The sequence below is a fragment of the Achromobacter sp. ESBL13 genome (assembly GCF_036668755.1).
Classification (GTDB): Bacteria; Pseudomonadota; Gammaproteobacteria; order Burkholderiales; family Burkholderiaceae_B; genus Achromobacter.
Genome location: NZ_JAZEVT010000004.1, coordinates 398,790 through 416,807, shown reverse-complemented (window position 1 = coordinate 416,807; position 18,018 = coordinate 398,790). Strand labels below are relative to the sequence as shown.

The window sequence follows — 18,018 nt, the reverse complement described above, 5'->3', positions numbered from 1 at the left end:
ATGCCGGACTGGCTGCTGGCGCAGATCGGTTCCTGGACCGTGCCGCCCTGGGTGCAGCTGATGGCCGATTCGTTCTGGCCCTTGCTGCATGCCGGGCTGGTGTTCACCGTTCCGCTAACCCTGATGTCGTTCGCGCTGGGGCTGGCGCTGGCCTTCGTGGTGGCGCTGATCCGGCTGTTCGGGCCCGCGCCGCTGGTGGCGCTGGTGCGCTTTTATGTGTGGCTGATCCGGGGCACGCCGCTGCTGGTGCAGCTGTTCGTCATTTTCTACGGCCTGCCCAGCGTGGGCATCGTGCTGGACCCGTTGCCCGCCGCGCTGATCGGCTTCACGCTGAACGTGGGCGCGTACAACTCCGAAGTAATACGCGGCGCCATTGAATCCATCACCAAGGGCCAATGGGAAGCCGCGTATTCGCTGAGCATGACGCGCGGCCAGGCGCTGCGCCGCACGATCCTGCCGCAAGCCGCGCGCGTGGCGGTGCCGCCGCTGTCGAACTCGTTCATTGCGCTGGTCAAGGACACGTCGCTGGCGGCGGTGCTGACCGTGCCCGAGATTTTCCAGGCAGCGCAGCGCATCGCGGCGGTCACTTATGAACCGCTGATCCTGTATACCGAAGCCGCGCTGATCTACCTGGTGTTCAGTTCCGTGTTGTCGGCCGCGCAGGTCCGGCTGGAACGGCGCTTTGGCCAGCATGCGGTGTTTTCCGAGAAGACGCGATGATACGGCTGCAAAAGATCGAAAAGGCCTTTGGTGGCAATCCGGTGCTGAAAGCCGTGGACGTGTCCATTGCCGAAGGCAGCGTCACCGCGCTGATCGGCCCGTCCGGCAGCGGCAAGAGCACGCTGCTGCGCTGTGTAAATCTGCTGGAAGTGCCCGACCGGGGCACGCTTACCCTGGGGCCGGAAACGGTGCAGTTCGAGCCGGGTGTGAAGCTGGCGCGCGATCAGGTGCAGCGCGTGCGCAAGCAGACGGGCATGGTGTTCCAGAACTTTCAGCTGTTTCCCCACCAGACGGTGATCGGCAATGTGATGGAAGGTCTGCTGACGGTGCAGAAGTGGCCGCTGGACAAGGCCCGGGCACGCGCTGAAGAACTGTTGAAAAAAGTGGGCATGGCCGAAAAGGCCGACGCCTGGCCCGCCAATCTATCGGGCGGACAACAGCAGCGCGTGGCGATTGCGCGCGCCCTGGCGCCGGCCCCGCGCGTGCTGCTGTGCGATGAGCCGACCTCCGCGTTGGACCCGGGCCTGGCGGCCGAAGTCGTGGACGTGTTGCGCCAGTTGGCTTCCGAAGGCATGACCATGTTGATGGCCACGCACGACCTGCGGCTGGCGGCCAGCGTATCGCGCGAGGTGGTGTTTCTGCTGGACGGCGTGGTGGTCGAAGCCGGCGAATCCCGCACGATCTTTTCGCGCCCCGAAGACCCGCGCACGGCCACGTTCATTTCCACGCTGACGCAGGACGCGAGCGCGTAGAAGGCGGGCGCGCGGCTCTATCAGGCGCATGGATAGCAGGCGCATGGATAGCAGGCGCGCGGCGAGCAAAGGTGCGGCGATCAGAGATTCGGCGATCGGATGCAAGGCCGGCGGAAGTACGGGCGGTTGCCGCCCTTCCGCCGTCGCCCTCGGCCACTATCGCGGAGGCAGATTGCCCGCCGGGTCCACCGCCTGGCCGTCGTAGCGCAGTTCAAAGTACAGCCCGACCTGCTTGCTGTCGCTGTTGCCCATTTCGGCAATCTTCTGCCCCTGCTTCACGCTTTGCCCTTCCTTGACCAGCAGCTTGCTGTTGTGCGCATAAATGCTGAGGAAGCTGGCGTTGTGCTTGACGATCACCAGATGCCCGTAGCCGCGCAAGCCGCTGCCCGAATACGCAACGGTGCCGCTCGCCGCCGCCACCACGGGCGTACCCGAGGAATTTGAAATCACGATGCCGTTCGAGCCGCTGCCGTCATAGCCGCGCGTGACCTTGCCCTGCGCCGGCCACACCAGCGAAATTGCCCCGGGTGGCGCCGTGCGGCGTTTACCGCCCGATGTGGAAGACCGTGACGTGGATGCGGGCTTGGATGCCGACTTGCTGGGGCTGGACGTGCGAGCCTGCCCGGCCGGTGGTTCGACGCGCAGTACTTGCCCGACTTCGATGGTGTTGGAGTTGGACAGGCTGTTCCAGCGCACCAGATTGCTGACCGAAGTGCCTTGCTTGCGCGCGATCTGCGTCAGCGTGTCGCCCGACTGCACCCGGTAATAGCCCGGCTGGACCTTGGTGGTGCCGCAGGCCGACAACAGCACGACCAGCAGGACGACGCACAGACCCATCCAAATACGATTCGGCGACCCCGTACGCGTGGTGCGTGCAGAAGGCGGCGAGGCGGTCGCAAGGACGGGCACGGACAGGGTCGGGGCGGACAAGGAAAGCACTGAAACCTGGGGCACTGAGGTAGGGGTTCAACAGGGTTTGAGGGTCGGGATGGCGCAACTGCGTTCAAGGGTACCAAGATTTTCAAAAGGCCGGTGGCGGCGCGATGGTGGACAGGGCACGGTGATTGCGGGTGGGCACATCGCCACGGCCCGGCGCGTTCGGCCAGGCCCGCAGCGCGCCCGATGATCCGCGCGGCCATCGACTAGAATGCCCGCTATGTCCGAAATGTCCCGCCTCTTGCGCTGCTCGGGCGCCACGCGCGCCCGGGTTGTGTTGTGGCTGGCGCTTTTGGCGCTGACGCTACGCGCGTTGGTGCCCACCGGGTACATGCCGGACACGCGCGCCTTGCACGAAGGTCGCTTCGAAGTCACGTTCTGCTCGGCGGCCGGCGAGTTGTCCACGCTGGACCTCAAGCTGGAATCGCGCACGAACGAGGGCTCGGCGCGGCACGACGCCGCTGAAACCGGCGCGCAATGTCCCTTCGGCCTGCTGGCGCACGTGGCGCCCGCCCCCACGCCCACCGTATCCCCGATCGTCGTGCCCACGGGCCGCCCGGCCCCGCCCGCGCTCGCCTATCGCGCGCTGCCCCCGCTGGCCGCGCACGGCCCGCCGCTAGGCTCGCGCGCCCCACCCTCGTTGGTCTGATCCCGCCTGGCTCGCGCGGCACGCTGCCGCGCGCCCCATCGACACGACCGCCTTCGAGGTTTACATGCGTTCCCCCTTCTCGCGCGCGCCCCATGGCGCGGCGCCCCCTGTTGCGCGCACCGACGCGCCCGACTCCCGCCGTCGCCTGCTGCTGTCTTGCCTGCCCCTTGCGGCCTTGAGTTTGGCCGGCTGCGGGCCCGACGCCCCCAAACTACTGGGCATGGACCTGTCCGGCATGCCCACGGGCGATTTCCAATTGCAGAACGTCACCGGCCAATCGCGCACCCTGGCCGACTACCGTGGCCATCCCATCCTGCTGTTCTTCGGCTTCACGCAGTGCCCGGACATCTGCCCCACCGCGCTAACCCGCGCCCTGGAGATCAAGGAACTGCTGGGCGCCGACGCCGACAAGCTGCGCGTGCTGTTCATTACCGTGGACCCGGAACGCGACACGCCCGAAATCCTGGGCGCATACACCAGCGCCTTCGACCCGGGCTTCGTGGGCCTGCGCGGCACCGCCGAACAGACGCGCGCCGCCGCCCAATCCTTCAAGGTGTTCTACCAGAAGGTCCCGACCGGCTCGTCCTACACCATGGACCACACCGCGCTGACCTACGTGATCGACGCCAAGGGCAAGCTGCGTATCGCGCTGCGCCACGCGCAGTCCGCCGCCGAATGCGTGCAAGACCTGCGCACGGTGCTGTAAGGCCGCGCTTCGCAAGACTCCCCCGGCGGGAACGCCGGGAAGTCTATATAAATCCTTAAAAAGAAGAGACCCCATCATGAAGAACTTTTCGCTCCGCACGTTTGCCACTGCCCTGTCCCTGTCCGTGCTGGCAGGCGTTGCAGCCACCGCCCATGCCGCCGACGCCGCCAAGGCCACCGATGCCACCAATGCCGCCAACGCCACCGTAAAAGTCGAAGACGCCTGGGTGCGCGCCACCGTTCCCAACCAGCACGCCACCGGCGTCTTCATGCGCCTGACCTCGCCCGAGGCCGGACGCCTGGTCGCCGTGGAATCCGACGCCGCCAAGCATGTGGAAGTGCATGAAATGGCGATGCAGGACGACGTCATGAAAATGCGCCAGGTGCCCGCCATCGCCCTGCCCGCCGGCCAACCGGTGGACCTGAAGCCGGGCGGCTATCACGTCATGCTGATCGACCTGGCCCGCCAGATCACCCCGGGCGATCACATCGACGTGACGCTGATCGTGGAAGACGCCAAGCAGCAGCAACACCGGGTGCCGGTGTCGGTCGAAGCCCGCGCGCTGAACGCGAAGGCCGGCGAGGCGCCCGCCAAGCACGGCCACTGATTATCTGTCCTCTATATATATAGAGAGAGACGGACGGCTTGCGGCCGGCTTTATTGGGGACGCACACGGCGCCTTCGCCGTCAGCGTAAGCCGCTGAATCGCCATACAATGCCAGCACATCCACCGTCGGCGCCTGCCTCCAGGGCCGACGGCAGCCGGCTTCCTACGCCGCGCGCCGGGTGCCTGCGTTCCGCGCCGCCGGGCGCTTGACCCGCCGGCGGGCCCGCCGGCAACTCTGTGTCTGGATATGCCCGGTAGTTCCGCCTTTTCATTCCTGCGTACCCTTTGCAGCCTGCGCTGGCTCGCCATCGCCGGCCAAGCCGCCACCATCCTGCTGGCCAGCAGCGTGCTGGGCCTTGCCCTGCCGCTGGAACCCCTGTGGATCGGCGTCGGTGTCCTGATCGGCTTCAACGCCTACGCCAGCCTGCGGCTGCGCCATCCCCGCGACCTGTCCCACGCCACGGCGTTCGGCCATTTGCTGGTGGACATGGCCGCACTGTCCTGGATGATCGGCTGGAGCGGCGGCATCAGCAATCCGTTCGGCATGATGTTCCTGATCCTGACCGCGCTGGCGGCGCTGGCGTTGCCGCGCAACTGGGCATTGGCCGCGGCGCTGGCGGGTATTTCAGGCTATGCGGCGGCGGCCATCTTCGGCCAGCCCCTGCGCGGCGACGTCGATACGCACACCCTGCTGCTATGGGGCCTGGGCGCCAACTTCCTGATTTCGGTGGTGGTCGTGCTGGTGTTTTCCACCCGCCTGGCTTCCGACCTGCGCGCCCGCGAGCGCGAACTGGCCCGGCTGCGCGAACGCTTCACGCGCAACGAAGGCATCGTTGCCCTGGCCACCCACGCCGCCGCCATGGCCCACGAACTGAATACCCCGCTGGCCACCATGACGCTGCTGGCTGACGAAATCGCCGCCGAGGTCAAGGACGACGACCTGCGCGAAGACGTGTCCACCCTGAGTCAATTACTGGCCCTTTGCCGGGAACGCATCCGCAATCTGGCTGTCCCAACCGCCGTGGACCTGGTGCGCGTGGTGGGTCAATGGCGGCTGATCCGCCCGACGATCGACCTGAACCGCTCGGGCACGCTGCCCCCCAGCCTGCGGGTGGACCCGGCGATTGCGCACTTGTTGCAGGCGCTGTTGAACAATGCGGCAGACGCCGGCGAGGCCGCCGACACGCCGCGCGTGGATTTGCATCTGGAATATGGCTATGGCGCCCTGCGTGGCGAAGTGCGGGATTACGGCCGGGGCTTCGACCCCGACCAGACCTTGCTACCCGCAACCAGCCTGTTCAACAGCGGCAAGCCGGGAGGGCTGGGCGTAGGCCTGGCCCTGTCGCACGCCACGGTGGAACAGTTGGGTGGAGAAATGACCATGACCGCCGCCGTTGGGGGAGGCACCCGCATCCGCTTTTACCTGCCCCTGGGCAACCCCGGAACTTGAAGTGATGAACCCTACCGACCTTGGCCTACTGATCGACGACGACGAGTTGTACGTGCGCACCTTGCAGCGCAGCCTGTCGCGTCGCGGCCTGGAAACCCGAACCGCCACCGGCATCGCCGAAGCCTTGCGCGTGGCCGAGGAAATCCGCCCCGCGTTCGCGCTGGTGGACCTGCGCCTGGGCGAGGACTCCGGCCTGACGCTGATCCGCCCCTTGCGCGCGCTGCGCCCCGACATGCGCATCCTGCTGGTCACCGGTTACGCCAGCGTGGCCACTGCCGTGGAAGCCATCAAGCGCGGCGCGGACGACTACCTGCCCAAGCCCGCCACCGCGCCGATGATCCTGCGCACGCTGGGTCTGGTGAAGCCAGAATCCGTTACCATCGAAACGACCATGACACCGTTGCACCGCCTAGAATGGGAGCACATCCATCAGGCCCTGCACGAAACCGGCGGCAACGTTTCGGCGGCAGCGCGCCTCTTGGGCATGCACCGCCGGTCGCTTCAGCGCAAGCTGGCAAAAAAACCGGGGCCGGAACGCGAAGTCCTCGCGGACTGATTTGTGCGGGTGCGACACATCTTTACAACACCTCATGTGCGGGTGCGACATATCGTCGCACCCCCATGCAACCCCTTCGGGACAACTGCGCCCCTAGGAAAACCCTGAATCTGGCCCCTTCAGGGCAGATTCCTCCCAGGCAATGCGACCATGTGTCGCATGCTTGATGGATATCAAGCCGATAGGATGGACGTTGCTGCTTGGCAGCATTCCAGTCTGCTGCTTTGCAGCATTTCCCACCTTCCATCCAAGGCTGTACGTGAAACACCCCCTCCTTGCGACCCTTACGCGCATTTTTGGCGTCGGCGCGGTCATGCTGCTTGGCGGCTGCAACATGGAAATCCTCTCCCCCAAGGGAGATATTGGCGCCCAAGAAAAGACTTTGCTGTTCACGGCGACCGGGCTGATGCTCATCGTTGTGATTCCAGTACTGTTCATGATTGTGGCTTTTGCCTGGAAATACCGCGCATCCAATACCAAAGCCGACTACCAGCCCAAGTGGGCCCATTCCACGGCGATTGAAGTCGTAGTCTGGACCGTTCCTTGTATCATCGTGGCGATTCTTGCCGTGATCACCTGGCGCTCCACGCACGCGCTGGACCCCTACAAGCCGCTCGTATCCGAACACAAGCCCGTCACCATCGAGGTGGTGTCGCTGGATTGGAAGTGGCTGTTCATCTATCCCGACTACGACATCGCCACGGTCAACGAGATCGCGTTCCCCGTGGACGTTCCGGTCAACTTCCGCATCACGTCGGCGTCGGTGATGAATTCGTTCTTCATCCCCCAGCTGGGTAGCCAGATCTACTCGATGGCCGGCATGGAAACGAAGTTGCACCTGAATGCGCGCGAAGCCGGTACGTACGCCGGCATCTCGGCCAACTACAGCGGCGCCGGTTTCTCCGGCATGCGCTTCAAGGCCATCGCCACGTCGCAAGAAGGGTTCGACAACTGGGTCAAGGAAGCCAAGGCTTCGCCCACGGCCCTGACCCCCGAGGTCTATGCAGAGCTGACCAAGCGCAGCGAACGCAACCCGGTGGTCAAGTATTCGTCGGCGCCTCCCGCCATGTTTGATTTCGTCTTGGGCAGCACCATGTCCAAGATGGCCGGTGTGGACTCCGCCACGTGCACGTCCACGTCGAACAATCTGATCGCAGGAATTAACTAACAATGCTCGGGAAACTTACCCTCGAGGCCATTCCGTACCATGAACCTATCGTCATGGTTACGCTGGCCGCCGTGTGCCTGGGAGGCCTAGCGGTCTTCGGCGCCATCACTTACTTCGGCAAGTGGAAGTACCTTTGGACGGAATGGTTGACCTCCGTCGACCACAAGCGCATCGGCGTGATGTACATCATCGTCGCGCTGATCATGTTGTTGCGCGGCTTTGCCGACGCCATCATGATGCGTACCCAGCTGGCGGTTGCCTCCGCCGATTCGGCCGGCTTCCTGCCACCGCACCACTACGACCAGATCTTCACCGCCCACGGCGTCATCATGATTTTCTTCATGGCGATGCCTTTCATTACCGGGTTGATGAACATCGTGGTGCCGCTGCAGATCGGCGCCCGCGACGTGGCCTACCCGTTCCTGAACTCGCTGAGCTTCTGGCTGTTTGGCGCCGGCGTCGCGCTGATGATGATCTCGCTGTTCGTGGGCGAATTCGCCGCGACGGGCTGGCTCGCGTATCCGCCGTTGTCGGGGCTGGACTACAGCCCAAGCGTCGGGGTGGACTACTACATCTGGGCACTTCAGATTTCCGGGTTGGGCACAACGCTTAGCGGCATCAACTTCATCGTGACCATCCTGCGCATGCGCGCACCGGGCATGAGCCTGATGAAGATGCCGATTTTCACGTGGACCTCGCTGGTCACCAACGTGCTGATCGTCGCCGCCTTCCCCGTCCTGGCCGCCACGCTGGCGCTCTTGACGATGGACCGCTACCTGGGCACGCACTTCTTCACGAACGACATGGGCGGCAACGTCATGATGTACGTGAACCTGATCTGGATCTGGGGTCACCCCGAGGTCTACATCCTGGTGCTGCCTGCGTTCGGCGTGTATTCGGAAGTGGTTGCCACCTTTGCCCGCAAGACGCTGTTCGGCTACAAGTCCATGGTCTACGCCACGGCCGCCATCGGCGTGCTGTCGTTCCTGGTCTGGCTGCACCACTTCTTCACCATGGGCGCGGGGGCCAACGTCAATGCCTTCTTCGGCATTGCGACAATGATTATCTCGATCCCGACGGGCGCGAAGATTTTCAACTGGCTGTTCACCATCTACCGCGGCCGCCTGCGCATCACGACGCCGGTGCTGTGGACGCTGGGCTTCATGATCGTCTTCGTCATCGGCGGCATGACCGGCGTGATGCTGGCCATCCCCGGCGTGTCCTTCGTGCTGCACAACAGCTTGTTCCTGATCGCCCACTTCCACAACACCATCATCGGTGGCGTGGTGTTCGGTTGTATCGCGGGCATGACCTACTGGTTCCCGAAGGCGTTCGGCTTCACGCTGAATGAGCGCCTGGGCCGCTACTCGTTCTACTGCTGGTTCGTTGGTTTCTTCATGGCCTTCATGCCCCTGTACATCCTGGGCTTCAAGGGCATGACGCGTCGCCTGAACCACTACGACAACCCGGAATGGCAGCCGTACCTGCTGGTCGCGCTGGCTGGCGCCGCGCTGATCATGCTGGGCATCTGGTTCCTGTTGCAGCAAGTGTTCGTGTCGGTTCGCCAACGCAAGCAAAACCAGGACGTCACTGGCGATCCCTGGGATGGCCGCACCCTGGAATGGTCGATTTCGTCGCCGGCTCCTTTCTACAACTTCGCCCACGTTCCTCACGTTGATGAGCTGGACCAGTTCTGGGAAGACAAGCAAAGCGGCAAGGCCTACAAGCGCCCGGCCAAGTACGAAGACATCCACATGCCGCGTAACACCGGCGCCGGCGTCTACATCGGTTTGTTCGGCCTGGTGATGTGCTTCGCGCTGATCTGGCACATCTGGTGGCTCGCCGCCGCCGGCTTCGTCGGCATGATCGGCGCCTTCATCGCCCGTGCCTACGACCGCGACGTCGATTACTGGGTCCCGGCCGCGGAAGTCGAACGCATCGAAAACGCTCACTTTGACAAAATGCAGAAGGCCGCCTGAGCCATGATTCAAGCCGTAGCCACTCACCCCCACGCGGGTCACGACGATCACGCGCATCATGACGATGGATCCAAGACCGTATTCGGTTTCTGGGTCTATCTGATGAGCGACTTGCTGATCTTTTCGGTGCTGTTCGCCACGTTCGCGGTGTTGTCCAACGCCACCGCGGGCGGCCCCACGGGCAAGGAATTGTTCGACCTGAAGTTCGTGCTGGTCGAAACGCTGTTGCTGTTGTTCTCCAGCTTCACCTTCGGCATGGCCAACCTGAACGTGCACGCCAACAACAAGTCCCGCGCGATGGGCTGGTTGGTCGTCACGTTCCTGTTCGGCGCGGGCTTTATCGCGATGGAAGTCTGGGAATTCCATCACCTGATCACGGAAGGCGCCGGCCCGGGCCGCAGCGCTTACCTGTCGGCGTTCTTCACGCTGATCGGTACGCACGGCCTGCACGTCACCTTCGGCCTGATCTGGATCATCGTCCTGCTGGACATGATCCGCCGCCATGGCCTGGACTCGATCAACAAGCGTCGTCTGGCGTGCCTGAGCCTGTTCTGGCACTTCCTGGACATCGTCTGGATCTGCGTCTTCACCTTCGTCTATCTCATGGGAGCCATCTGATGTCGCACTCCGCTGCGGCCGCACACGGCCACGACGATCACGCCGCCGACCACGGCAGCCTGAAGTCCTACATCATCGGTTTCGTGCTTTCGTTGCTGCTCACCTTCGGCTCGTTCGGCCTGGTGATGCACGGCGCGCTGTCGCACACCATCACCATCGTCGGCGTCGTTGCCTTGTGCGTGCTCCAGTTGCTGGTGCAACTGGTGTACTTCCTGCACATGGGCGCGTCGAAGTCGGCACGCGACAACCTGGCCGCGTTCGTCTTCACCGTAATGATCATCGCCATCATCGTCGGCGGGTCGGCATGGGTGCTGTACAACATGAACGTCAACATGGGCCACGCCATGTAATGACGCTTTGCCGATGACGCTGCCGCCAGCGTCATCGCAAAAAACAGGCGCCTTCGGGCGCCTGTTTTGTTTTGAAGATGCGGTTTTGAAAATGCGGAACGGCCGCGGCGCACCGGTTACCGGGGCTGGGGCTCTTTCACCATCAGCGTCACGTTGGCGCGCGCGGCCAGGTCGCGGGCGCTGATCCCCACGAACGGCTGTACGCGAGACGTCTGGTTCAAGTCGCAACTGGCCGCCCCCTGCGCCCCTTCCATGACCTGCCGCACCGCGCGAGCGCCCGTCGGGCTGATGGGGCCGCTATTGCCCAGCTGCCAGGCCAGCACATCGGCCACCGCCATGCCGCAACGCCACTGGGTGCGATACAAGCCGGCGTCACGGTCCATCAGCATCTTGGCCTTGGCCTCGTTGCCGGCGCGCAGCATGATCACCAGCGGCAATGCGTCGGCATCCGCAACGCCGTCGACGCGCGTGTTCGGATCGCTTCTGTCCGACGCGTCGGCGCCCTTGTCCAGCCATTGCTGATACAGGTCGTCAGGCAGCCAGGGCAGCCCAAGCGGCGCGATGTTGTTGTTGGCGATGCCCGTGGCGTCGTCGGGGCGCGTCAACGGCACGCCGGCGGCCAGCAAGCGGTCGGCGGTGGCGCGCAGCCTGGCGCGCTGGCCGTCCCAGTCGGGGCTGTTCAGCTTGATGGCCGCGCGGATCTCCAGTTGATTCCACACACCCAACAGGCGCGACAGGGGTTCCGGCGTCAGCGCTTGATACGGCGGCTTGGCGGCTTGCGCCAGCTGGTCGATCAGCGTCGGCTGCATCGTGCGCGCGGCCAGCGCCAGCGCCTCGTCCATGCCGTTGCGATCCGGCGTCTTGTTGGCGCTGTAGCCGCCCACGGCCGGGTCCGCCCCGTGCGCCAGCGCAAAGCTCAGCCGTTCAGGAATCGGATACACCACCGTCGGGGTGAACTCGCCGCTGATAGCGTCGCGCAGCGCTTCCAGCAAGGGCGTTTCCCACATGCCACGATTGCCGTAGTACATGCGCACATAGGCCGCGTTGATGTCGGCGCCCTTGGCCAGCAGCGCCTGGGCAAACCACAACGTCTTGGGGCTTTGCATCGCCGCGTGCAGCACCGACCGCCCGCTTTTGTCGCGCGCGTTCGGGTTGGCGCCCTTGGCCAGCAGGTAGCTCAGCGTTTCCTTGTCTTCGCTGGAATACGACACGCGGCGCATCAGCAATGGCATGCCGCTGGAGTCGGGCACATCCAGCGGCGCGCCCGCCGCGATCAGCGCGTCGGCCAGCGCATAGCGCTGCTCGGCCGGGCGAGTGTCGCGGGCGTCGGGCAACGCAGAGGCCAGCAGCACATAACCGTTGTTGGGCCCATCGGCTCGCGCCCCCGCCGCCAACAGCACCCGCACGATGTCCAGCTGCTTTTTCGACACGGCCACCGCCAGCGCGGACCTGCCGTTTTCGTTCTCTCCGTTGGGGTCCTGGCCGGCGGCCAATTCGGCGCGCACCGCGTCCAGATCTTCGGCCTGGATCGCCTTGAAGATCGCCAGGCGGGGCCGGCAAACCTGTGCATCAAGCGGCGCGGTTTCCTTCAGCGCCGCGCGGATGCGCGTGGCGATGTTGGCGGGGATGGCGTCATTGGCCGCCAGCCGGCGCGAGCAGTACAGGCGGTAGTCCTCGCGCGCCAGCGCTTCGAAATAGTCGCGCCTGTCGCGCGCTTGCGTGCTTTGTTTCCAGCGCGCATCGGCACGGTTCAGATAGGCCGCCGTGCGCGCCGGATCACGCCGCAAGACCTCGGACAAGATGCGGTCGGCCTGTTCGGTGTCGCCGGATTCAGCCAGCCAGAATCCGTAGTCGTTCAGCGCCGTCAGCATCTCGGCGTCTTCATTCTCGGGATCGATCTGGCGGGGGTCCTGCTCCATCACAAAGCGGCGCAGGTCGGCCAACGCGCGGTTGAACTCGGCGGCCTTGGCGCGCGGGATGGCGCGCGCCACTTGATGCAACGTGCGGAAGGTGGCGGTCACGTCCACCGGCGCGCGGTATTCAAACCGCAGGTCGGCCGGAAACGCCTTCATGCGCACGGGGTAGTCGGTCAAGGCCGGCCGCAGCGTGGCCAGGGCCTGCGCGCGGCGTTCGTCTGTCCAGGGGCGGTCGGCGGTCACCACGGCCAGCCTGGCGTCGGCATGCACCGACGCGGCCACACCGCTAGCATCCACCAAAAAGCCCTGAGCTTCGGAGCTGTCGTCGCCGTTATAGGACACGCCTACCCAGTACAGGGTTTCCGCGTTGCGCGGGGATCGGACCACCACGTTTTCCTGTCGCGATGCGCTCCATCTGGAGGGATCGATCACCAGCGGCTGGGACCGGAATTCCAGGCTGAACGTCTTGGCGTCCGGCCGCAAGTACCGGTACAGGTACAGCCGGTTTTCCATCTGCCCGACCAGTATCGCGTCCTTTACGTTTTCCGTTCCCCAGACGCGGCGTTCCGGGTCGCGCAGCGGATAGCGCGACAGGCGCACGGCGTCGATGACCGCGCCGATGTCGTAGGCGACGGCCGGTGGCGGCGCCGCCGTCAGGCCGGCCAGCGCGACCAAGACGGCGCCGCATAGCCTGGATATGGCAAACCTGGAAATCGCGGGGCGGGAAACAACGGAACGTACGTGTCGCGGCATGCTAGGGGAAACCCGAAATATCGAGGATGCCGATGATACTCGCCGGCGCCGCTTTGCCTCTGGGCAGGTGCGTCGTAATGATCACTTGGCGGTTGCACCGTTCGGGTATGTCCTGAGACCATTTTGTCCACAATATCGCCGGCCTGACATGGCTTTCGATATATATTTCGCAACATAACGACTTCATTAACATCAGAATTACTTTAGCGATTGCCACTCCCCGCCATGGACGCTGTGCTGACTTCTTCCCCCGCCCAGGCCGACATTTCCGTGTCGGTGCAGCGGTTCGCGCGCGCCCTGTTGCATCACGCGCCGCCCGGCCATCCCGACGCCGGCTTCTTCGCCACCGTCATCGGTACCAGCCTGGCGCACCACGATCTGGCGCGCAGCGGCCTGAGCCCCGAAGAAATCGCGGACCTGATGGACCATCTTTTTCCCGGCGCGCTGCAATCCGAAGACGCCAGGCTGGCCGCGTTTGTCGAGCAATACGCCCTGTACGCGGTGCACGGCCGGGGCGACCCGCAACCCGGCTTCACCCTGCTGATGCGCGTGTTGCTTGAGGCCTATCGCGCCCCCGACCTTGGCACCACGGCCTGGGTTACCGGCGTGCTGGCGCACGCCTGCCTGCGGCCCGACCACCTGTGGCGCGACCTGGGCCTGGCCGGCCGCGAAGACGTCACCTTTCTGCTGGCGCGCCATTACCCGGGCTTGGTGATGCGCAATACACGCAACCTGCGCTGGAAAAAATTCCTGGCCTATTCGGCCTGCGAGCACGCGGGCCTGCCGCCGTCAGCCGCGCCCGGATGCCCGCAATGTGAAGACCACGGCATCTGCTATTCAAGCGCGCCCGACTGACTGCGCGCCACGGCCACAACGCATCGTCAGAAGCGATACGTTGCGCCGATCCCCATGCCCACGCTGCGCCCGGCGGCCGGCTCGTAATAGCGGCCATTGCTTTCGTTGACGATGACCGAGCCGACGTACTGCTTGTCGAACAGGTTATCCACACGCGCGTAGGCGTTCAGTTCCCAGGCGTTGATTTTCTTCACGTAGCCCGCGCTGATGGCGGCAACGAAATACCCCGGCGCATCCTGGTCGTTGGCATCGTTCACGTAGATCTTGCTTAACACCCGCCCTTCCACCGACGCCTGCCAGCCTTGCGGCGGCGCCCACGCCAAGGACGCAAACAGGGCTTGCCGCGCGATGCCCGGTATCTTGTTGCCGGCGCGGATGCCACCCGCGCCGTCGTCGGCGTAACGCGCGTTCAACCAGGTATAGGCCAACTGCGTGCGCCAGTGCGGCGCATGTTCGCCGGACCAGCCCAGTTCCACGCCGTCTCGTCGTGTACGGCCCGCGTTCTGATAGCTGGTGCGCCCGCCGCTGCTGCCGGCCGACACGATCTCATCGTCCGTGCCCGTGTGGAACACGGCGGCGGTCGCCAAGCCCCCCGCCACGCGCACCTTCACGCCCGCCTCCAGGTTGGTGCTAAGCGACGGCGCCAAGCCGAAATTCAAGCCGGGCTGACCACCGGGGCGGTACGAGATTTCGTTTAGGGTGGGCGTTTCAAATCCACGCCCGTAAGACGCGTACAGGCTGACGTCCTGGCTGGCCGCATAACGCACGGCCGCCATGGGCAGGGCCTTGCGATAGCGCGCGTCGCCGCTGTCGTCGCCGTTACCTGCGGCAAGGTAGTGGTCGTTGGAATCGAAGCTGACCGTGCTGTAGCGCAGGCCCGCGTCCAGGGTCCAGCGCGGCGCCACTTTCCACGATGCCTGCACATAGGGGTCGGCGTTGTACACGGTGTTGGTTTCGTTGCGCCGCAACGCGCCTTGCACGCCCAGGGTCGGGTTGGCCACCGAACCGGTGAAGTTCTGATAGCCTTTGCGATCTTCCTGCATGGCATCGTAGGCAAAGCCGCCGACCACGGTCAGCGCCCGGCCGCCGACATCAAGCTCGGACGTCCAGCGCACGTCCGCGCCGCCGTATTGGCGAGCCAGGTCGATGACGCCGCCCGCCTGCGTGGGCGCCAGTTGCACGGCGGGGGGAATTGACTGGTACTGGGTCGTGTCGCGCTGGCCGTAATACGCCATCACGCGCAACGTATTGCGCCCGTCCACCTGCCGTTCGTAGACCATGCCGCCCTGCGTCTGGCGCACCGTTTTGCGGGTGTCGTACTGCTGTGCCAGGGGCGCGGCGCGCGGGTCATCCTGAAACTGCTGCCAGGTCAGGCCCAAGGGGTCCTGCGCTTTCAGGTTGACGGTGTTCAGCACGATGGTCAGCCGGCTGGCGTCGTCCAGCTGCAAGCCCAGCTTGGCGTTGGCCAGGTTTTTGCGCGCTGCGCTGTGGTCGCGGTAGCCGTCGGTGGTAAAGCGGCTGACGCTCGCCACGTAATCCAGGGCGTCCGCGTCCGCGCCCGCGCCCTCGCCCCCGCTCGTGCCCGTCACCCCGCTGACCAATGCGCCGTAACGCCATGTGCCGTAGCTGGCGCCCCACGCATTGGCCGACACGGACGGCGGCGCCGCGCCATCCTCGGTGAACGCCTGGATCACCCCGCCCGAGGAATTGCCGTACAACGCAGAGAACGGCCCGCGCATGACTTCAACACGGGCCAGTGAGGCGATGTCGATGTTGGACGTCTGCCCTTGGCCGTCGGGCATCGTGGCCGGGATACCGTCTACATAAAGGCGCACCCCGCGCACACCGAACGTGGACCGCGCACCGAAGCCCCGGCTGGAAATCTGCAAGTCCTGCGCATAATTCTGGCGGTTCTGTATTTGCAGACCGGGTACGCCCGCCAGCCCTTCCGACAGGTTGATGCCGGGTTGGCCCTGGCGCATCACCGCGCCGTCAACCACATCCACCGACGCGGGCGTGTCCAGCACGGACGTGCCCAGGCGCGTGCCTGTCACGACCACGGGCGCCAGGGTCGCGTCCACCGTCTGGCTCCAGGCGCCGTTGGCCATGCCCGCCACCAGCGAGCCCTGCATCAGCCACTGCAAGCCCCGGCGCAGCCCGCGCTGCCCGTGCCCTCGCGTAGCGCCTTGTGTTTGCCGCCGTGCGTACCGCCCCGCCTGGTCCGTCACCGATGTCTCCCTATATAAAAGCCTGAAAGATCCCGTGTTCCGTTGGAAATCCACGGCAGGAACGGGTCTAATAGCCGCCATGGAACCCATGCAAGACATAGAACGCCGCCTGCAAGAGCTGGAGATCAAGTCCAGCTTTGCGGATGATCTGTTGGAACAACTGAACCAGATTATCGTCCGCCAACAACAGCAGATAGACCGCCTTCAGCGCGAGGTCGCCGACCTGCGCCAACAAGCCCCGGAAGGCGCCGCGCCCTTTCGCAGCTTGCGCGACGAGCTGCCGCCGCACTACTGACCGGTACTGCTGCACGCCTCTGCACGCCTTTGCACGCCTTTGCACGCCTCTGCACGCCTCAGTAACCGTAGCGCAGCAACCTGCCCAGCCTGCGCAGCGGCGGCACGCGCCGCATCAGCCACACTCCCACGCGCGCCGGCCAGCTGAACCGCGCCCATTGCGCGCCACCGGCTTCTTCGTAGACCCATTGCTCGGTGCGCAATCGCAAGCCCGGCACCTGCGCTTCCAGCATCTGCGCGTCCTCCAGACTCCACCGCATCGGCGCGCCGGTCGCGCGGAACATGGGGTTGCGCGAGGCCAGCGCCAGCCCTAGCCGCGAGTAAGCATCGAACGCGATCTCACCCGATGGGAACTGCGTGGTGATCACCCGCAGCAAGTTCAGTACCTGCGCTTCGTGCAAATACAGCAGCAGCCCTTCGGCCACCACCAGCGTCGGTTTATCGGCCGGAATACGCGCCAGCCAATCCAGTTCCGCCAACGACGTTCCCACCAGTTCGCAGCCCGGGCGGTCGGGATATACGGTGCGCCGCAGCGCGATCACATCGGGGTAATCCACATCGAACCACGCCACGCCGGGTGACGGATCCACGCGAAATACCCGGCTGTCCAGCCCGCATCCCAGATGCAGCACCGTGGCGACCGGGTGCGCGGCAAGGAAGTCCCGCACCCACGCATCCAGCGAGTAGGCGCGCATGGACAACCCGATCATGGCGTCGCGGCTCATGCGCAGCGCGGCGAAGTCATGGTCGATACGTGCCACGGCCTCGGCGGCGTACCGGTCCTGCAACAACGATCCCGGCAGGCGGCTTTCGGCTGCCTTGGCATACAGCGTAATCAACAGCGTGGCTCGTACACCGGTAAGCCGGACTTGTTCCATGCGGGCTCCTCTATGACGCCGGGGGACGCTATGGCTTCCATAAATGGAATAAATCGGAAAATCGAACGATATTCTTCCATTTATGGAAATATCTTTTACGGATATCCGGGTTTATCCCTACCCCGGATCGGCGCAGAATTCAGTCATCGGGAAACAGCAACGAACCACGACGGATAGGCCGCCGGATTCGCACCCAAGGCTCTTGAAATCGGAGATTTACCATGAAGAAGACCCTAGCTACCGCATTGATGTTGTCCTTTGCCGCCCTGAGCGCCGGCGCCTACGCATCGCAAAACATCGAACCCAACAACGTGCCGTTCCAAGGCGTTTACGGCACGCAGTACGAAGGCCCGACCCGCGCGCAAGTGCAGGCCGAACTGGCCGCCGCCAAGGCCGCTGGCCTGGTAACCAACGTGGAACCGAACAACGTGCCCTTCCAGGGCGTGTACGGCGCCCAGCAATCGGGCAAGACTCGCGCCGACGTCCAAGCCGAACTGGCTACCGCCAAGGCTGCCGGCCTGGTCTCCAACGTTGAGCCCAACGACATGCCGTTCGCCGGCGTCTACCACGGCAACTGATCTGCCTGACTACGATTACCCCCTC

Annotated in this window: 18 protein-coding genes; 14 read left to right on the top strand and 4 right to left on the bottom strand. The window is 64.8% G+C overall.

The window, feature by feature from the left end:
• Positions 1–39 precede the first annotated feature (39 nt).
• The gene (locus V6F88_RS18665) at positions 40–720 is read left to right on the top strand and encodes an ABC transporter permease subunit (protein ID WP_332611445.1); all 681 of its coding nucleotides are present in this window, start codon (positions 40–42) and stop codon (positions 718–720) included.
• A complete protein-coding gene (locus tag V6F88_RS18660; protein ID WP_332611335.1) occupies positions 717–1,472 on the top strand; it encodes an amino acid ABC transporter ATP-binding protein in 756 nt (251 codons plus the stop codon). The genes V6F88_RS18665 and V6F88_RS18660 overlap by 4 nt, the downstream gene beginning before the upstream one ends.
• Before the next feature lie 156 nt (positions 1,473–1,628).
• On the opposite strand, the gene V6F88_RS18655 is transcribed toward V6F88_RS18660, so the two are convergent.
• The gene (locus tag V6F88_RS18655; RefSeq protein ID WP_332611334.1) at positions 1,629–2,309 is read right to left on the bottom strand and encodes a M23 family metallopeptidase; all 681 of its coding nucleotides are present in this window, start codon (positions 2,307–2,309) and stop codon (positions 1,629–1,631) included.
• A 319-nt stretch (positions 2,310–2,628) separates the two neighbouring features.
• On the opposite strand from V6F88_RS18655, the gene V6F88_RS18650 reads away from it, so the two are divergent.
• From V6F88_RS18650 to cyoD, 9 genes are all read left to right on the top strand, one after another.
• Entirely contained in the window at positions 2,629–3,057 is a 429-nt protein-coding gene (locus V6F88_RS18650) for a DUF2946 family protein (protein WP_332611333.1), read from the top strand.
• A gap of 64 nt (positions 3,058–3,121) precedes the next feature.
• Positions 3,122–3,763, top strand: coding sequence for an SCO family protein (locus V6F88_RS18645; protein ID WP_332611331.1), 642 nt, complete (start codon positions 3,122–3,124; stop codon positions 3,761–3,763).
• Between the two features lie 76 nt (positions 3,764–3,839).
• The gene (locus V6F88_RS18640; RefSeq protein ID WP_332611329.1) at positions 3,840–4,370 is read left to right on the top strand and encodes a copper chaperone PCu(A)C; all 531 of its coding nucleotides are present in this window, start codon (positions 3,840–3,842) and stop codon (positions 4,368–4,370) included.
• Positions 4,371–4,617: 247 nt separating this feature from the next.
• Positions 4,618–5,820 (top strand): ATP-binding protein, encoded by a 1,203-nt coding sequence (locus V6F88_RS18635; RefSeq protein ID WP_332611327.1) that lies wholly within the window; start codon positions 4,618–4,620, stop codon positions 5,818–5,820.
• Between the two features lie 4 nt (positions 5,821–5,824).
• Entirely contained in the window at positions 5,825–6,376 is a 552-nt protein-coding gene (locus tag V6F88_RS18630; protein ID WP_219990960.1) for a response regulator transcription factor, read from the top strand.
• A gap of 259 nt (positions 6,377–6,635) precedes the next feature.
• Complete coding sequence (gene cyoA / locus V6F88_RS18625; protein WP_046805243.1) at positions 6,636–7,544, top strand: ubiquinol oxidase subunit II; 909 nt, start codon at positions 6,636–6,638, stop codon at positions 7,542–7,544.
• Between the two features lie 2 nt (positions 7,545–7,546).
• The gene (cyoB, locus tag V6F88_RS18620; RefSeq protein ID WP_054422652.1) at positions 7,547–9,523 is read left to right on the top strand and encodes a cytochrome o ubiquinol oxidase subunit I; all 1,977 of its coding nucleotides are present in this window, start codon (positions 7,547–7,549) and stop codon (positions 9,521–9,523) included.
• A 3-nt stretch (positions 9,524–9,526) separates the two neighbouring features.
• Positions 9,527–10,141, top strand: coding sequence for a cytochrome o ubiquinol oxidase subunit III (gene cyoC, locus V6F88_RS18615; protein ID WP_332611325.1), 615 nt, complete (start codon positions 9,527–9,529; stop codon positions 10,139–10,141).
• Entirely contained in the window at positions 10,141–10,491 is a 351-nt protein-coding gene (cyoD, locus tag V6F88_RS18610; protein WP_046805162.1) for a cytochrome o ubiquinol oxidase subunit IV, read from the top strand. The genes cyoC and cyoD overlap by 1 nt, the downstream gene beginning before the upstream one ends.
• 116 nt (positions 10,492–10,607) lie before the next feature.
• On the opposite strand, the gene V6F88_RS18605 is transcribed toward cyoD, so the two are convergent.
• Positions 10,608–13,082, bottom strand: coding sequence for an ankyrin repeat domain-containing protein (locus tag V6F88_RS18605; protein ID WP_332611323.1), 2,475 nt, complete (start codon positions 13,080–13,082; stop codon positions 10,608–10,610).
• 303 nt (positions 13,083–13,385) lie between these two features.
• Here V6F88_RS18605 and V6F88_RS18600 point away from each other — a divergent pair, with 303 nt between their 5' ends.
• Complete coding sequence (locus V6F88_RS18600) at positions 13,386–14,015, top strand: nitrogen fixation protein NifQ (protein WP_332611321.1); 630 nt, start codon at positions 13,386–13,388, stop codon at positions 14,013–14,015.
• A gap of 26 nt (positions 14,016–14,041) precedes the next feature.
• Here the strand turns inward: V6F88_RS18600 and V6F88_RS18595 are convergent, their stop codons facing one another.
• Positions 14,042–16,123 (bottom strand): TonB-dependent receptor domain-containing protein, encoded by a 2,082-nt coding sequence (locus V6F88_RS18595; RefSeq protein WP_442880355.1) that lies wholly within the window; start codon positions 16,121–16,123, stop codon positions 14,042–14,044.
• Between the two features lie 199 nt (positions 16,124–16,322).
• On the opposite strand from V6F88_RS18595, the gene V6F88_RS18590 reads away from it, so the two are divergent.
• Positions 16,323–16,538, top strand: a complete 216-nt coding sequence (locus V6F88_RS18590) for a SlyX family protein (protein WP_046805159.1) — start codon at positions 16,323–16,325, stop codon at positions 16,536–16,538.
• A 58-nt stretch (positions 16,539–16,596) separates the two neighbouring features.
• Here V6F88_RS18590 and V6F88_RS18585 read toward each other — a convergent pair whose 3' ends face one another.
• The gene (locus V6F88_RS18585) at positions 16,597–17,415 is read right to left on the bottom strand and encodes a class I SAM-dependent methyltransferase (RefSeq protein WP_332611318.1); all 819 of its coding nucleotides are present in this window, start codon (positions 17,413–17,415) and stop codon (positions 16,597–16,599) included.
• A gap of 221 nt (positions 17,416–17,636) precedes the next feature.
• On the opposite strand from V6F88_RS18585, the gene V6F88_RS18580 reads away from it, so the two are divergent.
• A complete protein-coding gene (locus V6F88_RS18580; RefSeq protein WP_332611317.1) occupies positions 17,637–17,993 on the top strand; it encodes a DUF4148 domain-containing protein in 357 nt (118 codons plus the stop codon).
• Positions 17,994–18,018 lie beyond the last annotated feature (25 nt).